A 20,468-nucleotide genomic window follows, 5' to 3' on the forward strand; every position below is an offset into this window, starting at 1 on the left:
TGATTGATAGAGCAGTTGTATGGATAAAGTATAGTTTTTAGCAGAATACTATTGTAAGATATTTTCGACTTTTGTAGCAGAACAGCTATGCACATTTGTTCGGGCTTGAAACATTTGAATTGTAAAAACTACGAACTCTAATACGGAGGTTTAATTAAATGGTCAAAATAAAAATACCAACACGGTTAATCGCAACTACCATTTTGATGGCATTAATTCTGGTTCTAATTGTGGTTATAATAATTAGCCTTATTAATGAAAAAGGCAGAATTCAATCGGCGCTCGATCTTTCGCAACAAAATCGTGAGCAGATATTGAAAACGGAAGGCGTAACAGAGTCTCTTTTGTTGGTTGAAGTCCGGTTCAAGGAATACTGCACAACATTTGAAAAACCGGTTTTCGAAGATTATAAAACGCAGGTTAAAACGTTGGCTGAAAATATAAAACTTTTACAGCAACCGGTTTCTGGTGAGTCAAAAGAAGAAAGTAGTCGGATTACACAAATTTTTGAGGAAAAGACCAAAGAGGCTGATATATACGTGAAATTAAGGTTGATAACAGATTCGTTGATGTCTTCAGTTGCAAGTTTGGACGAAACTGAAACAGAAATCGACAAATATTTCGGGAGTCGGTCTGAAGGAAGGGTTGATACCTTAAGTGTTACAAAAACAAGTGAGAAATACAAGAAAGGTCTGTTGGGAAAAATAAAGAGTGCTATAGTTGGCGAAAAAATTCAGGAAAGTGTAAATACGAAGTTGCTGGTTCAATCTCCGTCCGAAAAATTATCTCACGAATCGTATCAGAAATCGGGTCGTAACTTGAAGAATATTAAGGAACTTGTATTGAGGAGTAATGATTTGAAAGAGAGTGAGTTGAATTTAATTAAGATAAACAATAGCCTGATTTCTGAAATACGTAAACTCATTAATGAAATCAAGTCGAGTATAAAGAATCAGGAGGCCAGGCAAAACAATTCTTTTTTAAAATCGGTTCGGAATTCTACTGATTTCCTTCAAAATGTATTGATTGTATTAATGCTGCTGGCATGTATTCTTGCAGGATATATTTTGGTGCTGGCTTATAAGAACGACACGTTTCAAAACCATATTGTTGATTTGAATAAGAAGGTAATGAAGGATTCAGTTGAAAAAGATAAGTTTTTCTCGATTATAAGTCACGACTTGATGAATCCGTTTAATGCACTTCTGGGTTTCAGCCAAATGATGACAGTATCGGCGAAGAACGGCAATCAGGAGGATTGTGTGGAATATTCGTTAATCGTTCATGAATCGACCAAACGGATTCTAAATCTGCTACAGAATTTACTCGTTTGGTCGCGAATGCAGAATGGCAAAATGAAATATACGCCCAAGTCAGTCAGGATTGATGAACTTGTTTCGAGTACAATGATGGTAGTAGCCCCAATTGCCCGGAATAAAGAAATAAAGCTCGATTGGAATGTGAATAGCGACATTACTGCAACAGTTGATCCAAACATGATCGGTTCTGTTTTACAAAACCTAGTCACAAACGCAATCAAGTTCACCGAAAAGGGAGGAAGTGTTTTAGTACAGGCTGATGCCGAATCGAACGTTTTAAATTTTAGTGTTACGGATACTGGAGTGGGCATGGATGAAACCCGATTAAACAAACTTTTCAAAATAGATAAAAATTCGTCATCACGAGGCACCGACGACGAGGTTGGCTCTGGTCTTGGCCTTATCATTTGCAAAGAATTTGTTGAAGCCCATCAAGGTAAAATCTGGGTCGAAAGTACTCTTGGGAAGGGAAGTAATTTCTGTTTCTCCATTCCATTAATTTGAAGAACTAACATTGATTGCTAAGTTTTGGTGAGTACCCTGAAATTATTTTCAGAATACAAGTACAAAAAATAAACATCCCGACAACTAGCCTAGCTGCCGGGATGTCTATTTTAGAGAATAGATGAATTAGTCGTCGTCATCTTCTTTCTGAACGGTAAAGAATGCTGCATGAACTGGTGCCGGACATTTGCTGTAAAGCCCGTGAATGGCGGCCCAGATCACTGCATTAAATTGGGCATCCGGAATTCGGTCTTCTTTGCTGAAATCAAATTTATCGCTAATTCTCGACATCGCAGTTTCTGCGGTGTTCTTCAGGTTTAAATCAACCTTATTGGGTAACGATTTGAAAGGAGGATGTGTTGCTGTTTTGTTGAAACATCTCCATAAAGGTTCGGCGGCGGCATCATATTGACTCATTGGTGGAAGTCCCAGAATTAGTTCCATCGTTCGCAGTGCTGATGAAGTGGAGTACATCGTATGATCCACAAATCCTTGCTTCACAAATCCACCAGCGAGATAAGCCGTTGAACGATGCGCATCAACGTGGTCAGGGCCATTCTGGGCATCGTCTTCCACAATAATAACCAGACTTTCATTCCAAATCGACGAATGACTGAGATGTTCGACGAAAAGGCCACAGGCCAGATCGTTATCGGCGGCGTGCGCAAGTGGAGACGGTCTTCCCAGCTTCAACCCTTCGGTATGGTCGTTGCCAAAACGGATACTATTAAATTGTGGAACATTACCCTTTGCAAGTAGTGTTTCAAAATCCTGTTTCCACCATCTAAACCTGACGGTGTCACGAATCGACATATTCCAACCAACATAAGATTCACAAAAATGATCCTTTAAAGCAGGAATGTTTGGTTTGTTATTATCGCCAATAAATTCACCGTAGCTTCGATACGGCACTCCATACCGTTTGCAAAAATCCCAGAAAAAACCATTTTTATTGTTTGAGATTTCACGTGTACCCTCACCTGGATATGAGCCACCTCTGCCCCCATAACTTGTAGGCCAGTTCTTTTCCAAATAATCGGTGCCATAGGCGCCCATCGTCCAGTTATGGCCATCGGCGCTCACTTCACCATCCACATAAAAATTGTCGAGCAACACAAATTGTTTGGTCAATGCATGCAGGTTTGGAGTCACATTTTTCCCGAAGAGCACCAACGTTGAATCTCCGTTTCCTTCGGGTATATCGCCTAAAACCTGATCGTAGGTGCGGTTTTCCTTGATGATGTAAAATACATATTTAATAGGCGATGACTCTCCAACCCGCGATGGAATTGGATTTCCTTCTTCACCTTTTGATTGCATTTCTTTTCCCTTGTTGTATGGAACGTTGTTATATACGGCCTGCGAATAAATGCCAAGCTGTGTCTCGCTTGGGTTGGGTATCGACTGCAATGTTCCACGGAAAAGTCCGCCAATGTATTGCACTTTGGCTTTTTTGTTTAAATCGGCATGGTGAGTAACTTCCTCTTTTTTAGGACTTGGTCCCAAAGGGTTGGCTTTGGAAGTCAAGCCTTTACCATTGGCAACAAAAATGTTGCTTTTAATTACCCTAACGCAGGTTGGATACCAGCCTGTTGGAATAAATCCTTTGCTGAAACTCTTTCCGGGAACACTTACATCGAAAACGGCCAGGCAATTGTTGTCGGCATTGGCAATGTATAATGTTTTATCATCATCACATAGGGCAACGCTATTTGTGGTCGATCCTGACGGAGAGTTTGGATAAAGCGCTGAATTCAAGATTTCGACGACTCTTTTTTGTTCCAGCGAAATAACCGAAACCGAATTGTCGTTGGCATTGGCTACAAAAAGGTATTTCCCGTTGCCTGTCTGGCACATGTCGTTTGGATTATCCCCAACCGGAATACTGCCCATCATCTGCTGTTTGCGGGTATCAAACAGGTCAACTTTATCGCAGCCCCAACATGTGACATACAATACTTTGCCATCATTTGATAGTAAACAAGTATATCCTTCGCCTCCCAATTCGAATCGGCTTTTAACTTTTTTCGCTTTCAGGTCGAAGGTGTATAACGAATTGTTTTCTTTGGTGACCGCATACAACATTTGCTGATCATCATCGACAGCAATGCCCGCAACTGAAATTTTTTCAGGCCAGGGTTTCCCAATAACCAACGTGTCATACGGCACCAGTTTTTTGTTGGAAACCAAATAGCGCATGATCCAGTTGTCATTTCCTCCTGAAGCATACAAATACTTGCCATCTTTTGAGAACGTGAGGCCCAGCCAGCTTTTTGCCGTGATCACCGAATCGAGTACGAGCATCTTTTCCGGATCAATCAGTTGAATTCCCTGATCGCTTTGTCCGTTATTGGTTACTGCCAGCATCTTTCCTGAAGGAGAAAGTGCAATGTTCAGAGGTAAATCACCCAGAGGCAACTTTTGTCCTACCGGCGTGAGTTTCCAACCATTCGTCAACGAAACCCGACCCGATTCTATTTCCTTTAAACTCTGTCCATTCGCCTGAATAAATGGGAATGACAGTAGAAAGACGAAATTCAGAACAAATACTGTTCTAATGTTGATAGAAAACATATTGTATAGTTGTTTTGGGTTAATCTTCATGCCGAAATTTCGGGATAAGTTTAATCAAATCAAATCCAATCGATTAAAATTGAATTAAATTTTTGAAACTTTCGGTTCAGCTTAAATTTTTCATCGTGGTAAAGATATTTCGACAACCCGATCACATTTTATCCAATGATTTCTTTTTGAAGCGCTTCCAGCGATTTGCCTTTGGTTTCGACATACATGAATTTCACCACAAAGAATTGAAGCAACATCATGGCTGCAAAAAACAGGAATGGGTATCCACCCGATTTTTCGGCCATTACCGGGAAAGTCCACGAAACAATTGCAGCCATTATCCAGTGCGTAAAACTTCCAAGTGCCTGACCTTTCGATCGCACGCTGTTGGGGAATACTTCGCTGATATACACCCATATAACAGCTCCTTGTGAGAATCCAAAGAATGCAATGTAGCTAACCAGTAACCATACCAATAAGTTCTGATGACTGTTGGTGAAGAAGATAAATGCCACTCCAGCCAGCGAAACTGCGGTTCCTATAGAGCCGATGAGTAGTAATAGTTTTCGACCCACTTTGTCGATAATACTCATGGCCAACATGGTAAACAGCAAGTTGGTCGCGCCAATGGCTACACTTTGTAAATCGCCTGATACTTTGCTAAAGCCGGCTTGCGCAAAAATATCGTTCAGGTAATACAGCAAACCGTTAATTCCTGAAAGCTGATTGAACATGGCAATTGAAACAGCCAGGAAAATCGGGTATTTGAACTTTTTGCTGAACAGTAGTTCTTTCCCTTTTTTCTTTTCCGATTCGATGGATTCGAGTATTTCAGCAATTTCTTTTTCAACAAATTCTTCGCCAGTCAAATTCAACACTGATCGCGCTTCGTCAATAAGTCCCATTTTAATCAGCCAGCGTGGACTGCGTGGAATAAAGAACAGGGTAATGAAAAAGAGAATTGAAGGAACGGCCATTATTCCCAGCTTCCATCTCCATTCCACTTCGCCCAATCCGAATAAACCTACCAGGTAATTCGAAAAATAAGCCATTAAAATACCGAGTACCACATTAAACTGAAACATCCCAACCAGGCGTCCCCGATATTTAGCCGGAGCAATTTCGGCAATATACATGGGGCCAACAACAGATACTCCTCCAACCGCAATTCCGCCAAGGAAACGGAAAAATAGTAGTGAAATCCAGCTGAACGAAAAAGCACATCCAAGAGCAGACAACGCGTAAAATATAGCCAGGTAAAACAAAATTCGGCGGCGTCCATAGATGTCAGCGGGTTTTCCCACCACCATAGTTCCAATAATTGTTCCGATTAGTGCTATGGAAACGGTGAATCCAAGCCAGAATTTATCGAGGTTAAAAAGTTTTTCGAGTGCTGAAGTTGCTCCTGCAATAACTGCGGTATCAAAACCAAATAGGAAACCACCCAATGCGGCAGTCAGTGTGATAAAAATTAAGCGGATGTTTATTTTCATTTTGTTAGTCTTTGTCGTATAGGTACTCTTCAAATGTAAATAATTATTGATTGATAACTGGAATACTTAAGTTGAATTTATGTGATTATTCAGCCAATTTGAATGCTTAATGTTAAAAGAAGTTAAAAGCGGTTGGTTTCAAAAAATATCCAATGAATGAGATAAGGGTGTTTCTTTTCTGAACTGTTATGTAATCGTATTGCGGAATTTTTTTTCATAAGTTTGTTTAGGTTTTTTTACTAAGACTTTGGGTCTAACAAAAAACTTCAAAGGGCATGGGGTGAGATCCGATGCCCTTTTTATTTTTTCTCCAATCTTTTCTTGTTCCAGAATAATTTTAGGTGTCGAACGTCTTATCTTTGCAATAATAGTTTATAATAATCAATTCGAAAACGACAATATTATGACCTTAATTAAATCAATATCAGGAATTCGGGGAACTATTGGTGGAAAACCCGGCGAGGGATTAAGTCCGCTTGATGTGGTAAAATATACGGCAGCTTATGCCGAATGGGTGAAACAACAACACCCCGAGCAAACAATTACTGTGGTGGTTGGCCGCGATGCCCGCATTTCAGGGCCGATGGTTCAATCGCTGGTAGTGGCAACGCTTTCAGGAATGGGCTGCATGGTTGTTGATTTAGGAATGGCAACCACACCAACTACGGAAATTGCCGTGAAGGAAGAGCAGGCACAAGGTGGAATTATTCTTACTGCCAGCCATAATCCAAAGCAATGGAACGCATTAAAGTTACTGAATCAGGATGGAGAATTTCTGAATGCTGCTGAAGGTGCTTTGGTGTTGGAAATTGCTGAAAATGAGTCGTACCAGTTTGCTGAAGTTGATGATTTAGGTGAGATCTTCGTAAAAGATTATACCGATATTCACATTCAGCAAGTACTCGATCTGGAGCTTGTTGATGTTGATGCTATCCGGAATGCTAATTTCAAAGTGGCTATTGATGCTGTGAATTCGGTAGGAGGAATTGTTATCCCGGCCTTACTGAAAGCGTTAGGGGTTGAAGATGTTGTCGAAATTAACTGCGATGCCACTGGACAATTCGCCCATACTCCGGAACCGCTTCCCGAAAATCTGATTGAAACGGCCGAAATCATTCGTAACAATTTGGTTGATGTCGGTTTTGTGGTTGATCCCGATGTTGATCGCCTGGCGATTATTAGCGAAGATGGTTCCATGTTTAACGAAGAATATTCGTTGGTTTCCATAGCCGATTATGTGTTGAGCCAAACTCCCGGCAATACGGTTTCTAACCTTTCGTCGTCGCGGGCTTTGCGCGATATTACCGAAAAGCATGGCGGAACGTACACGGCAGCCGCTGTTGGTGAGGTAAATGTAGTTGCCAAAATGAAAGCTACCAATGCGGTAATCGGAGGCGAAGGAAACGGTGGAATTATTTACCCTGCATCGCATTATGGCCGCGATTCGTTGGTTGGTGTTGCCTTGTTTTTAAGCTTGTTAGCCAAATCGGGTTTAAAATGCTCTGAGCTTCGAAAAACTTATCCCGATTATTTCATTTCGAAAAACAAGATTGAACTGACTCCGGAAATTGATGTGGATGGTATTTTGGTTAAAATGAAGTTGAAATATCAGCACGAACAAGTGATTGATATTGATGGCGTAAAAATTGATTTTGCTGATCGCTGGGTGCATTTGCGAAAATCGAATACAGAACCAATCATTCGTATTTACGCCGAAGCTCCTTCAATGGTTGAAGCCGATTTGCTGGCGCAAACTATTATTCAGGATATTCGTTCATTGATTGCCTAAAAAATAAAGTATCCCATCTGTTCAATAGATCGGATACTTTATTTTTTAACTTGTTTATTGTATTGCCGCTTTCTTTTCGATTAGCTGGTCAACAATCTTCTGTTTTCCCGAAATAACTGCTTGCTGGTTGTTTAGTTTTAAGTCATTCTGAGTAATTGTTCCTTTTGCCGATTTGATGTCCATTTCCTTTGATTTGATCTTACTTTTCAGCGATTTTATTTTGTTGAAGTATTTCGATTTTTCTTTGGCTAAGTCTTTTAACGCTTTCTTTGCAATGTCATATTCAGGAGTTTTTTTTGTTAGGGTTGCAAACGCTACTTTATTTGCTGTAATGGCTTCGTCCAACCTGACAATGTCATTTTCAACCTCAAATATTCCAGCGTTATATTCCTGAATGTCTGTTTCGCAACGGGCAATTATTTTTTCTTCTTTTTTTGAATCTGATTCAATGTCTTTCAAAACATCTTCCTGCCGCGAAACTTCTTTTTTTGCTTCTTTAATCTGTCCATCAACGACGCCTTGGTATGCAATAACTCCAAAATCCCTGATGTATGATTTCATGTTTTGAATCTGTTCAGGATCAGCATTTGATTCGTTGATGAAGGCCGAATCGGTATATTGAAAAAAGGTATTGAACTGACAGCCTTCAGGTAGTTCAACCATCCGGGCATAAATGTCCATCGAATGTTTGGTAATTATTGCCTGTTCTATCGACTTGACAAATAGCTCATCTCCAATTTTCTCAACTTTAAGCTTGTCGCGGTTTACTTGTTTCTCGTCACTCTTAAAAATGTTCCCAATCTGTGTGGCCAGATTTCCAACTCGTTCGCCAATGCTTCGGTTGTTAACGTATTTTTTCCAGACTGGCTCAATATCATTGGGTTTTGCTTCTGGAATTAATACTGTTATTGCGGTTTGTTCGCCTTTTGACATGTGCTTTTGACCAATTTCGACTTCAATCTTCTGTTGCGAATGGGCAAGGATTGTTATCGAAAGAAACGCTGTGAGGATGTAAAAATGTTTCATAGCTTTTTTATTTCAAATAACGATTATGGTAATTTTTTGTTTCAAAGCAGAAGAAGTAACTCTGGACTAAATTGTTGATAGTTGTACCAGGTTAATGCAAAAGCGGATCAGCTTGGTTGATTAGCTGATCCGCTTTTGCATTAATCGTTTAAACTTCTGTTATCTTGGAGTTCTATTTCTTGTTAAAAGCTTCCACACCGGCATCCAAAAATTGGTTAAATGCTTCAATGTTGAGATCGTATGCTCTTGGCGAAACCAGCAGAGTTCCGTTGCCATCTAAAATGACATAATAGGGTTGCGAGTTCGTTCCGAATTTACTGGTTTGTATTTCGCTGTTTTTCTTGCCAAGAAGTTTCACTTCGCGACCATCTTTATTGGTGTACCACTCTTCTTTTGGCATTTCTATCACTTTGTCGTCAACGTAAAGAGCCAGTAAAACAAAATTTTCACGAAGCCTTTTGAGGACTGTCGGGTCGCTCCAAACCCGGTTTTCCATTTCACGGCAGTTGGTGCAGCCATGGCCTGTGAAGTCGACAAAAATCGGTTTATTCAATTCTTTCGATACCTTCAGAGCCTGATCGTAATCGAAGTAGCCCTGTAATCCGTGAGGTAGTTTTAGCCGGTCTGCGTATTTTGCGGCTTCAGTCATGTTTCCCTGATGGACACTTTGACCACCTCCCTGATTGTCGCGAACAATGGCGTTAATGTTAAAATCTTGTGTTTCCATTGGAGGAAGCCAGCCCGAAATGCCTTTGAGCGGTGCGCCGAAAAGACCCGGAATAAGGTAAATCACGAAAGTAAATGTGAAGATAATTAGCAGTAGCCGTGGAAAAGATTTCACAACCGGATAATCACTGTCATGTGGAAACTTGATTTTCCCCAACAAGTAAAATCCCATCATAGTGAAAAGCACGATCCAGAATCCGAGGTACACTTCACGATCGAGTAGCCCCCAATGGTAAGTTTGGTCGGGTACATTCAGGAATTTCAGAGCAAAAGCCAACTCAATAAAACCAATAACAACTTTTATCGAATTTAGCCATCCACCCGATTTTGGCATCTTTTTTAACCATTGTGGGAAAAAGGCAAACAAGGTAAACGGAATAGCAAAGGCAAGCGAAAAGCCCAACATTCCGATGACCGGTTTTAAAATTTGACCGCCAACCGCCTGTACAATAACAGTACCCACTATTGGGCCAGTGCACGAAAACGAGACAAGTACAAGTGTGAATGCCATGAAAATTGTACCCATTACACCACCTTGATCCTCATGCTGTGCGCTTTTGTTAACGAGCCAGCTTGGCATCGTAATTTCAAAATATCCGAAGAAGGAAGCCGCAAAAATTACAAAAATCAGGAAGAACAATACATTTGGAATCCAGTGTGTGCTAAGCCAGTTTCCAAAATCGGCACCAAAAAGTACTGAAATCAGAACTCCAAATATCACGTAAATAGCAACAATTGAAAATCCATAAATCAACGCCTGAATTTTTCCTTTCGAACCACTTTTCATGAAATACGAAACGGTCATTGGAATCATTGGAAATACGCAAGGGGTAAGGATAGCCAATAGTCCCCATGCGAAAGCCTGAACAAAAAACCACCATAGAGAACGGTTTTTCCCTGTAAACTCATCGTTGCTGGCGATGGGTTTTACCTCTGTTTTTGTTGCGGGTTGGACTATTTGAGCAGTCGCAGGTTCTGCAATTGTGGTGGGATTATCGGGTACTGCGGCAGTATTAAGATCCGTTTTTGTTTCAGAGGCACCAGCCGATCCCGTTGAAGCCGGAATATTGAATGAGAACACCGATTCACCCGGCACACAAGTTTCATCATTACATGCCTGAAAGTTTACGATGCCACTAACCAAAACTGGTTTGTCGTTTGTGAATTTTATTTTTTGGACAAAAGTTGCCGTGTTGTCAAAATACTTCACCTTCATTTGGAACATTTCATCAAATACCTCATGTGGTGTAGGTTCGGTCGATGTGCCAACCAATTGAACTCCATTTAATTTTTCAAACTTAAATTCAGTTGGCATTGGTCCACCCTCAGGAAGGTGCATAGAGTATAAATGCCATCCGCGGTCAATCGTGGCTACAAACTGTAAATCAGCAGTGTTAGTGCCGGTTATCTTGGTTTTGAATTCCCATTTAACTGGCTCAACAATTTGCGCCTGAGCGGAATAGGAAGTAAAAAGGGAAAGAATAAAGAGTGCTATAATCCCTGTTAATGTTTTGGTTTTCATACATTCAAGTATTAATATATCTGCATATAAACGATTGTACAAATTAATTGTTTCTGAATTACAAGTTTCAATTCTGCCGATGTAATTATAATCTTGAAATAAACTTGGTATCCAGACGCAAAAGTACTTAAAAATTCGAATGGCATTTTGTGATATTTCCTATTAATTGTTAATCAAAGCATCGCTGAAAAACATGTTTACTCTTTATTTTGAAATTCGGACATTCTGAATTCTGTCGGAACAGAAAATGTTTTCATTCAATAATATGTAATAAAACATATGTTTTGATTACTTATTTGGCATAAATGTTGAACGGAACAATCATTCTAAATGATTGTTAATCACAAAGCCCAAATATCCACCTAGATTCTAAACCATGAGCAACAAAAAGATCCTTCTGATAGCAATACCAGCTGTCCTTTTACTTGTTTTCTATTTTGTATTTCGAAAAGGCGAAACCGATTACAATCAGGTTACCGTAAGTGTTCAACGTGGTACGTTTAACGCCTTAATCTTTTCGTCGGGTCAGCTCGAATCAGAGAAATCTGAAAGTATCAATATTCCGGAGAAGTTGAACGACCGGAATTTGCGCATCTGGGAATTGGCCATTACGCATATGGTTGAAGAAGGTACAGTTGTTGATTCGGGCGATTATGTGGCCACTTTAGACCATAAGGCTGTTGAAGAACAAATTAAACTAGCTCAGGACGATATGGATAAAATGCTGTCGGAATATGAGGACAGTAAGATCGATTCGAACTTAAACCTGAGCAATCAGCGCGATGTAATTGTCAATGCCCGTCTCGATTTGACTGAAAAGAAAATCATCGTTGATGAATCGGTTTACGAATCGCCTTCAATTCGCAAGAAAGCCAGTATGGACTTGGATAAAGCTCAGCGGAAACTCGAACAGGAACAGAAGGCTTATGGACTGAAAAAGCAACAGGAGGTTAATAAGGTTGAGCGTAAATACATTAATTACCGTCAGGTTTCGGAGCGGTCGGGCGAATTGCAAAAGCTTTTTGATGCGCTCGAAATTACGGCTCCCAAGGCCGGAATAATTACCTATTTCAAGTATCCCTGGGGCGAAATTATCAAAACCGGCTCGAAGGTTGGCCCCTATAATTCAATCATAGCCTCTATTCCTGATATGACGAACTTGATTTCGAGAACTTACATCAATGAAATTGACATTTCAAAAGTGAAGGTTGGCCAGAACGTGAAAATTGGAATCGATGCTTTTCCAGATAAACAATTGACCGGGCAAGTTACTTCGGTAGCCAATATTGGGCAAGCCATGCCAAACAGCGATGCCAAGGTTTTTGAAGTTAAGATCAAAATATTTGGCCAGGATAAAGATCTTAAACCTGCCATGACGACCAGTAATGCCATTGACGCAGGTCTGTTTAAGGATACGTTGATGGTTGCTACTGATGCTGTTTTCGAAAACGACAGTTTGAAATTCGTTTATCTGGGGAAGGATAATCCGGTTAAACAGATTGTGTGGCTTGGCGACGAAAACGAAAATTATGTGTTGGTTAAAAAGGGCTTGAAAGAAAATGATGTGGTTTGGCTTTCGGAACCAAAGGATGCCGCTGACTTAAAATTTAGCGGTGTGGAAATCTATGCAGAAATCCTGAAAGATAAAGAAAACACCAAGATTAAGGCCGATAAAGAACGGGAGGAAATGCTCCGGAAGAAAGCAGATGCTATGTCACAAATGCCCGGTTCAATGCCTCCGGGAGCAATTGTAAAGCAAACGAAATAGATTGCTCAAAACATAAAACTTAAACGATGATTTTTAAAAAATATTTTCATGATATAGTTATTGGTTTTGAGGCAATTATTGACAATAAGCTCAAATCAATATTAACTGCACTGGGTATTATTTTCGGGGTTGCCGCTGTTATCAGCATGATGGCCATCGGGAATGGTGCTGAACAGGAAATTCTCGAACAGATCAAGATGGTCGGTGTCAATAATATAATTATTACTCCAACCGAAGCTTCAGGAAGTCAAAAAAGTACATCAGGAGAGGATGAAAAGCCTGGCACAAAGAAATTCTCGAAAGGGCTTACCATTCTCGATTTAAATGCAATCGAAGAAATTGTCCCGACGGTTAATATGCTCAGCCCGGTAATTTCGTATAACTATTCGGCCATTATCGATGGGAAAAGTAAACCAGTAGTCATTGAAGGTGTAAATACCAGTTATTTTGAAGTTTTTAACATCAGCCTGCAAAAGGGCGAGGTTTTTAATCGTTTGCAATCGGAGGCTGGTCAGCCGGTTTGTGTGATAGGCGATAACATCAAAACCGTGTTTTTTAATCAGGAAGATCCGGTTGGGGAGTACATTAAATGTGGTCAGATTTGGTTGAAAATCATTGGTGTGGTCGAACGCCGCGATTTTACAGCTTCAGCATCCGACGAGATGGGCATCAGCAGCACCGACAATAAAATATTTGTCCCGGCACAAACCATTCTGATGCGATTTAAGAACCGTGCTTTGGTTCGTGCCGACGAAGTAGAGAAATCGAATGCCCGCCGACGGATTGTGATTACGGATGCCAATGCCAGCAGTGAGGTTGAAGACAAAAATCCGAATCAGCTCGATAAGATTGTATTGCAGGTGAAAGAAACCGAGCAGCTTAGTGCCACTGCAGGAATTGTCAAACGACTGCTTTTACGCCGTCACTCCGGGTTGTACGACTTCGAGGTTACTATTCCCGAACTTTTACTCAAGCAGCAACAGCGAACCAAGAAAATATTCAACATTGTTCTTGGAGCCATTGCAGGCATCTCGTTGATTGTTGGCGGCATCGGAATCATGAATATCATGCTTGCTTCGGTGATGGAACGAATTCGTGAAATCGGTACCCGACAGGCCATTGGTGCTTCTCGAAAAGATATTGTCGCTCAATTTTTGGCTGAATCAACTTTGATCAGCATTTCAGGCGGAATAATCGGAATAATACTGGGCGTCGTCCTATCGAAGATCATCACGGCTGTATTCGATATAAAAACCATCATTTCATTCTTCAGTATCTTCATCGCGTTTGGTGTTTCGGCCCTGGTCGGAATCATGTTTGGTTACATGCCTGCCAAACGTGCCGCAGAGAAAGATCCGGTTGAATCATTACGTGCTTAAAACTTACAAACATGAAAAAACAAATACTAAATAATAATTTACCCCTAAATCCCCTAAAGGGGACTTTGGCAACCCACAAGTGTTTAAGACGCTCGCACCAAAAGCCCCTTCAGGGGTTTGGGGTGAAAGACTCAACATTAAATCGACTGCATTATCTTTTCCTGATTATTTTTTTCTCCGGATTCATTCAAATTGCAAATGCCCAATCGGAAAAACTTAGCCTTAGCCTGGATGAAGTGGTACGAATTGCATCAAAGAGTTCGCTTGATGCGTTCAGGTACAAAAACATGTACCTGTCGAGTTACTGGGAGTACAGGTATTACAAGGCCGATAAACTTCCAAGCCTTAGTATGAGCGCCACTCCGCTCGATTTTAATCATTATCGCAAACGCGAATACAATTTTCAGACGAACGAAGATCAGTATGTTTTGCGCGACTATATCAATTCTGATGTTGCCCTGAAATTGAATCAAAATATAGGACTGACCGGAGGAAGCTTGTTTTTAAGTTCCGAATTGGGAATGGTAAAAAACATGGGTGGCGATCAGGTGACTTCGTACCAGGCAACGCCTGTTAGTATTGGCTATTCACAATCGCTAAACGGATACAATGCTTTAAGATGGCAATCGAAAATTGAACCGGTAAAATACGATAAGGCGAAGAAAACCTTTATCCAATCGCAGGAAACCCTGGCCATGAAAAGCACTGCCATGTTTTTTGATTTGGTTGAGGCACAGATTCAGCTCAAAATTGCCCAAAATAACATGTCGAATGCCGACACACTGTACAAGATTGGTAAGGGGCGGTTTCAGGTTGGAACAGTTACGCAAGACGAACTTTTAAATCTGGAACTTAACCAGTTAAATTCGCAACAGGCATTAAACTCGGCTAAACTCGAAGTGACACGTGCCCAGTCGGGATTAAATTCGTACCTGATGATGGATAAAAAATCGCAGATCGACTGCAAGGTTCCGTCCGAAATTCCAACATTGCAAATCATGGCCGATCATGCGCTTGATCTAGCACTAAAAAATAATCCTGAGATTCTGGACCAGCAGCAGCAAATGCTTGAACAAGATCAGCAGGTTGCTCAGGCAAGGTCTGAAAGCGGATTAAACACTACCGTATTTGCAATGTATGGCCTCAATCAGTCGGCCGAAAATTTCGATAGGGTTTACGATCAGCCCGATCAAAGTCAAAGGGTGCAGGTTGGTTTCAATATTCCTTTGGTTGATTGGGGGCGCCGAAAAGGAAAGCTGATGATGGCCGAATCGACCCGCGAAGTTGCTAATGCCCGAATTAAACAGTCGCGTATCGACTTCGAACAAAATATTTTCCAGTCAGTCATGGAATTTAACCTTCAGGCCGAGCAGGTGCGAAATGCCGCTAAAGCCGACACTGTAGCGCAAAAAGGTTATGATGTTACTTTCCAGCGTTTTTTAATTGGAAAAGTTGATGTGACCAAACTTAATATTGCACGCACCGATCGGGAATCGGCCCGAAAGGCATATATCTCTGCAGTTAAAACTTATTGGAGTTATTATTACCAGTTACGGATGCTCACGCTCTTCGATTTCATAAAAAACGAAGATCTTACTGCTGAGTACGATAAAATTATTCAAAACTAAGCCGCTATGTTAAAGAAAAGGAAATATCAGATAATCCTTGCGGCATTCGCTGTAATCGGAATTGCGGCTTTGGTTTGGCTACAGGTCAAACCGGCTGATGGGAAATTTTATAAAGTAAAAAAAGGCAATCTGGAAGTGATTGTAACCAGCAAAGGCGAGGTCAAAGGCGATAAGTACACTGAAATAAACCTTCCGGCGGCCCTGTGCAATCAGGAATTAAGAGTTTATCAGCTCAAATTCATGGACGTGATTCTTGAAGGGAAGGCCGTCAAGAAAGGAGATTACATTGCCAAGTTAGACGAAAGCCAGTTTGCAACGATGATGCGTGATATCATGCAACAGAAAGAAAAGATGGATGCCGATTTGCGAAACGCGGTGTTAGATAGTACGGTTACCTTATCGGGTAAAAGAGAGGCCGTTAGCAATGCAAAGCTCGATTTGGAATACCTGAAAATTGATTTGGATCAGTCGAAATATGAATCGGAAGCCTACCAGCGTAAAACACGGGTGAGTTATCAAAAGGCTGAAAATGAAATTGGAAAACTCCGTAGAGATTATTTACTTGAGCGGAACAGGTTAAAGATTCAGGTTGGAAGATCCAAATCGAAGGTGACTGAATTTCAGGATAAAATCAATAAATACATGGAAGCGCTGGCATCAACCACAATAAAAGCTCCGGAAGATGGAATTGTAATGTTTGCCAAAGACTGGATGGGTAAAACCTATGGAAAAGATTCGGAAATAAACATATGGAATCCTTTGGTAGCTACCTTGCCCGATATGTCAGTTGCGATCAGCGAAACCTACATCAGGGAAATTGATATTTCGAAAGTGCAACTCAACGACAGTGTTCGAATTACGATTGATGCCTTGCCCGATAAGGTCTTCTTTGGAAAAGTAATTAAAATAGCCACCATTGGTGAAGACCATAAAGATTTTGACATGAAAGCATTCAAGGTGGTTGTCAGGTTCGAGAAGTCGGATAAAGACATGAAACCGGGAATGACTGTTAATAACGACATCATCGTCACATCGTACAAGGACAAATTGTTGGTGCCATTAAAAGCTGTGTTCTCAAAGAGCGGGAAGCAAATTGTTTACATGAAGCAGGGCGGGAGTATTAAAGAGCAGGAAATTCAATTGGTTGCTGAAAATGAACAATATGGAGTGGTCGAGAACGTGATTCGGGAAGGTGATGTGGTTTTGCTTTACCAACCCGAGAAGTTCAAAGTCGAGGTCGAAAAGGTGGCGAGTAAGTAGCGATTTTTCAATTACAATTCCTTTCATTAACAATTCTTTGGAATTTGCATTGGAGTTGTATTACAGGTTTTTGTACATTTGACAGATTTTAACCTGAACCTAAACCTGTTTTATGAAATTGTGCTTATTTGGCCTGTTCATATTCCTGAACTTGCTTTCCTATTCATCCTCAAAAAAACACCCAAATCTTCGTGGATTAAAAACAGATCCGGCAGTCAATAAAAAAAATAGCGACTTTATTTTACATGTAAAAAAGGCTGCCGAACACATTAAAATTGATGGTTTGATTAGCGAACCCGACTGGGAGGTTGCTGAAAAAGCCAAAGATTTCCGATTGGTACTTCCCGTCGATTCCGGGTTCGCAAAATCTCCGTCAGAAGTGGTGATGACTTACGACGACAAAGCGTTTTATTTGGGCATAACTTTCTTCGATACCATCCCGGGGAAGCGCATTACAGAGTCTTTCCGGCGTGATTTTGTATTTGGAAACAACGACAATGTGTTGGTTTTCTTCGATACGTTTTTAGATCAGACCAACGGCTTTTCGTTTGGGGCATCGGTGTCGGGAGCCAAATGGGATGGCACCCAATCGAATGGTGGTACGGTAAACCTAAACTGGGACTGCAAATGGGACTCTAAAACAAAACAATATCCAGATCGTTGGGTGACCGAAATGCGAATTCCTTTTCGGTCGGTTAGGTTTAAATCGGGAGCTGATAAGTGGGGTGTAAACTTTAGTCGGCTTGATTTGAAAACTAATGAAAAATCGTCGTGGGCGCCGGTTCCGCGTCAGTTTGCCACAGCTAGTTTGGCCTACGCCGGTGTGCTGCAATGGGATAAGCCACTTCCCAAATCAAAAATGATGTTTTCCGTTATTCCCTATATTTTTGGTAGTGCGGCTAAAAATTTTGAGTCCGGAACAAATACCACTTACCGGAAGGATTTTGGATTTGATGCCAAACTTGGTTTAAGTACTTCCATGAACCTGGACCTGACTTATAATCCGGATTTTTCGCAGGCGGAGGTCGATCAACAGGTGACTAACCTTGATCGTTTCGAACTGTTCTTTCCTGAAAAGCGCCAGTTTTTCCTAGAAAACAGCGATCTTTTTTCCAACTATGGGTTTGCCTCGGTTACGCCTTTCTTTTCCCGGCGTATTGGACTGGATGCTCCGGTTTTGGCTGGTGCAAGGTTAAGTGGTAAACTGGGCGACAATTGGCGTTTGGGACTTTTAGATATGCAAACAGAAAAAACGGACAATCAATTGTCGCGAAATTTCATGGTTGCAGCGCTTCAGCGTAAGATGTTTTCCCGTTCAAATATCGGGTTGATATTGGTTAATAAAGAGTATATGGATGAGCCTCTGGCGCAAAATTTTAATCGTGTTGCAGGAATCGATTACAATTTGGCAAGCCGTAATAATGCCTGGAGTGGAAAATTGTTTTATCACCGCTCGTTCAGCCCTGAAAATCCCAGGAAACAATTTGCCCAGGGGGCATCGTTAATTTATAATACGAGGAGAATTCATGCTGGTATGACACAGGCAAGCGTTGGTGAAAATTACGATGCCGAAGCTGGATATGTTCGCCGGAATGGTTATAACATGCTCAATCCTGAATTTAGCTTGTTGTGGGTTCCCAATAAAAAAGTTGTTAGTCATGGAATTGTTTCTACAGCTAATTATTATTTTGATCCGAATTACAATCAGTTGGACCATGAAATTTCGCTGATGTATAAATTTGAATTTAGCAGTCGCGCCATTGTTGATGCAGGAATCAAGGATTATTACATTCTCCTTAGTCAGGATTTTGATCCTACACATATGAACTCTGCCGTTTTGGCCAAGGGAACCGATTATTCCTATCAGGTTGGATTTGTTGATTATACTTCTGATACACGATCACTGTTCAATTATGCTGCAACAATTTCAGCGGGAAGTTTCTACAATGGAAATATTGCATCATTTTCAGGACATGCTACTTATCGCTACCAGCCCTACCTGAACATGACCATGAACTTTTCATATACCGACATCAATCTTCCGGGATCTTTCGAACGAGCCCGGTTTTGGTTGCTGGGCCCTAAACTGGATTTGACACTGAGCGACAAGGTCTTCTTTTCCTCCTTCGTTCAGTACAATGAGCAAATCGACAATATGAATATTAACCTGAGGTTCCAGTGGCGGTACAAACCCGTTTCTGATTTGTTTATCGTTTACACCGACAATTATTATACCGGCAACTGGAGTCCCCGAAACCGGGCGCTGGTGTTGAAATTGAGCTATTGGTTTAATTAGAAAATTTTTCAGTGGTTGGCCGCAGTTGGCAGATCTCTTTCTTTATTTTTTATTGTAGACTGAGAAGCTGTTTAAAATTCAATTAAAACTATATTGAACCCACTTTGGTGTTCCATTTTATTCTATTCATTTGCCTCCGGTTTCACCGGAGGTTATGCAGATTCAAGTCCTTCGGACTTTTGTTCTATTGAAATCCTGAAAGGATTTAATTTGAATAACCGTTGGTGTTAACCCACGGAAAATGAGACCAATGAAATGACAACCCTGAAAGGGTTGAATTACTTCAGGAATAAATCAAATTAAATTTAAACAGTCTCTGAAAACTGCGACAGAACACTTTTTCAGAACTTTTCAAATACTCCCAGCCCAAACAATGCAAAATCATATTTGATGGGGTCTTCGGCGTCGAATTCCCGAAGTTTAGCTGTAATTTCTTCCACAGCTTGCCAGTCGTTTTGAGTACGGATAAGCAATCCAAGTTTGCGTGCAACATTGCCGGTATGAACATCCAGCGGGAGCATTAGTGCCGATGCCGGAATTTGCTTCCAGAGGCCAAAATCAACTCCTGCTTTGTCCGACCTCGTCATCCAGCGCAAATACATGTTTAGCCGTTTTGCCGCCGCCCCTTTTTCAACATTCGAAACATGCTTTTCGGTTCGGTGTTCGTGTTCGAGCTCAAAAAATACTTTTCTGAAATAAATTAACGAGCCGAAAATGGTCTTTTCATTCCTGAATCCCTGGGTAAATACTTGTTCCAAACCTCCATGTTTCTGGTAAATATTCTTTAGCGATTTCAGGAAATAAATGCAGTCGGTGCCATTGAATGTGCGGTGTTTGAAGTCTTGAAATATATCCCATTCGTCTTCCGGAGTATTGAGCAGAAATTCGATAGGATTGTTGTTCATCAAATTGATCAGTTTCAGCGAATTTCGGATGATTGTAGGCCGTTGCCCCCAAGCCAGGGTAGCGGAAAGGAATCCGGCAATTTCAATGTTTTCTTTGGTAGTGAAAAGCGCAGGGATCTGGATTGGGTCTGTTTCGATAAATCCTGGATGGTTATATTTATTTGCCTTTTCGTCAAGGAATTCTCTAGTTTCAGTTTTGTGGATGCTCAAAATAGTTGTATTTTATTGACAAAAGATATTGAAGTAAACGTGTTTGTCGATGGTGTAATTTTGCTCAGATTGGATGTA

The 20,468-nt window shown here is 40.9% G+C and carries 12 protein-coding genes; 7 read left to right on the forward strand and 5 right to left on the reverse strand.

Going from position 1 to position 20,468, the window contains the following annotated elements:
• Window positions 1-158: 158 nt before the first annotated feature.
• Window positions 159-1,823 carry a sensor histidine kinase gene (locus tag AQPE_RS14630; protein ID WP_318347241.1) on the forward strand — a complete coding sequence of 555 codons (1,665 nt, stop codon included), beginning with the start codon at window positions 159-161 and terminating at the stop codon, window positions 1,821-1,823.
• Between the two features lie 126 nt (window positions 1,824-1,949).
• Here the strand turns inward: AQPE_RS14630 and AQPE_RS14635 are convergent, their stop codons facing one another.
• Together AQPE_RS14635 and AQPE_RS14640 are read right to left on the reverse strand one after the other, a co-directional pair.
• Window positions 1,950-4,397: a bifunctional YncE family protein/alkaline phosphatase family protein gene (locus AQPE_RS14635; protein ID WP_318347242.1), complete on the reverse strand. Its 2,448-nt coding sequence runs from the start codon at window positions 4,395-4,397 to the stop codon at window positions 1,950-1,952.
• A gap of 158 nt (window positions 4,398-4,555) precedes the next feature.
• Complete coding sequence (locus tag AQPE_RS14640; protein WP_318347243.1) at window positions 4,556-5,914, reverse strand: sugar porter family MFS transporter; 1,359 nt, start codon at window positions 5,912-5,914, stop codon at window positions 4,556-4,558.
• A gap of 370 nt (window positions 5,915-6,284) precedes the next feature.
• Here AQPE_RS14640 and glmM point away from each other — a divergent pair, with 370 nt between their 5' ends.
• Window positions 6,285-7,670 carry a phosphoglucosamine mutase gene (glmM, locus tag AQPE_RS14645; protein ID WP_318347244.1) on the forward strand — a complete coding sequence of 462 codons (1,386 nt, stop codon included), beginning with the start codon at window positions 6,285-6,287 and terminating at the stop codon, window positions 7,668-7,670.
• Window positions 7,671-7,724: 54 nt separating this feature from the next.
• On the opposite strand, the gene AQPE_RS14650 is transcribed toward glmM, so the two are convergent.
• Together AQPE_RS14650 and AQPE_RS14655 are read right to left on the reverse strand one after the other, a co-directional pair.
• Window positions 7,725-8,696, reverse strand: coding sequence for a hypothetical protein (locus AQPE_RS14650; RefSeq protein ID WP_318347245.1), 972 nt, complete (start codon window positions 8,694-8,696; stop codon window positions 7,725-7,727).
• Between the two features lie 172 nt (window positions 8,697-8,868).
• Window positions 8,869-10,944, reverse strand: a complete 2,076-nt coding sequence (locus tag AQPE_RS14655) for a protein-disulfide reductase DsbD family protein (protein WP_318347246.1) — start codon at window positions 10,942-10,944, stop codon at window positions 8,869-8,871.
• Between the two features lie 376 nt (window positions 10,945-11,320).
• Here AQPE_RS14655 and AQPE_RS14660 point away from each other — a divergent pair, with 376 nt between their 5' ends.
• The 5 genes from AQPE_RS14660 (at window position 11,321) to AQPE_RS14680 (ending at window position 19,275) form a co-directional block, all read left to right on the forward strand.
• Window positions 11,321-12,712, forward strand: coding sequence for an efflux RND transporter periplasmic adaptor subunit (locus tag AQPE_RS14660; RefSeq protein ID WP_318347247.1), 1,392 nt, complete (start codon window positions 11,321-11,323; stop codon window positions 12,710-12,712).
• Window positions 12,713-12,738: 26 nt separating this feature from the next.
• Entirely contained in the window at window positions 12,739-14,091 is a 1,353-nt protein-coding gene (locus AQPE_RS14665) for an ABC transporter permease (RefSeq protein WP_318347248.1), read from the forward strand.
• Window positions 14,092-14,102: 11 nt separating this feature from the next.
• Window positions 14,103-15,719 carry a TolC family protein gene (locus AQPE_RS14670; protein ID WP_318347249.1) on the forward strand — a complete coding sequence of 539 codons (1,617 nt, stop codon included), beginning with the start codon at window positions 14,103-14,105 and terminating at the stop codon, window positions 15,717-15,719.
• Between the two features lie 6 nt (window positions 15,720-15,725).
• Window positions 15,726-16,979: an efflux RND transporter periplasmic adaptor subunit gene (locus AQPE_RS14675; protein WP_318347250.1), complete on the forward strand. Its 1,254-nt coding sequence runs from the start codon at window positions 15,726-15,728 to the stop codon at window positions 16,977-16,979.
• Window positions 16,980-17,091: 112 nt separating this feature from the next.
• Window positions 17,092-19,275 carry a carbohydrate binding family 9 domain-containing protein gene (locus AQPE_RS14680; RefSeq protein ID WP_318347251.1) on the forward strand — a complete coding sequence of 728 codons (2,184 nt, stop codon included), beginning with the start codon at window positions 17,092-17,094 and terminating at the stop codon, window positions 19,273-19,275.
• A gap of 341 nt (window positions 19,276-19,616) precedes the next feature.
• Here AQPE_RS14680 and AQPE_RS14685 read toward each other — a convergent pair whose 3' ends face one another.
• A complete protein-coding gene (locus AQPE_RS14685) occupies window positions 19,617-20,390 on the reverse strand; it encodes a TIGR02757 family protein (RefSeq protein ID WP_318347252.1) in 774 nt (257 codons plus the stop codon).
• Window positions 20,391-20,468: the final 78 nt, after the last annotated feature.

It is taken from the genome of Aquipluma nitroreducens, assembly GCF_009689585.1.
GTDB classification, from domain to species: Bacteria; Bacteroidota; Bacteroidia; order Bacteroidales; family Prolixibacteraceae; genus Aquipluma; species Aquipluma nitroreducens.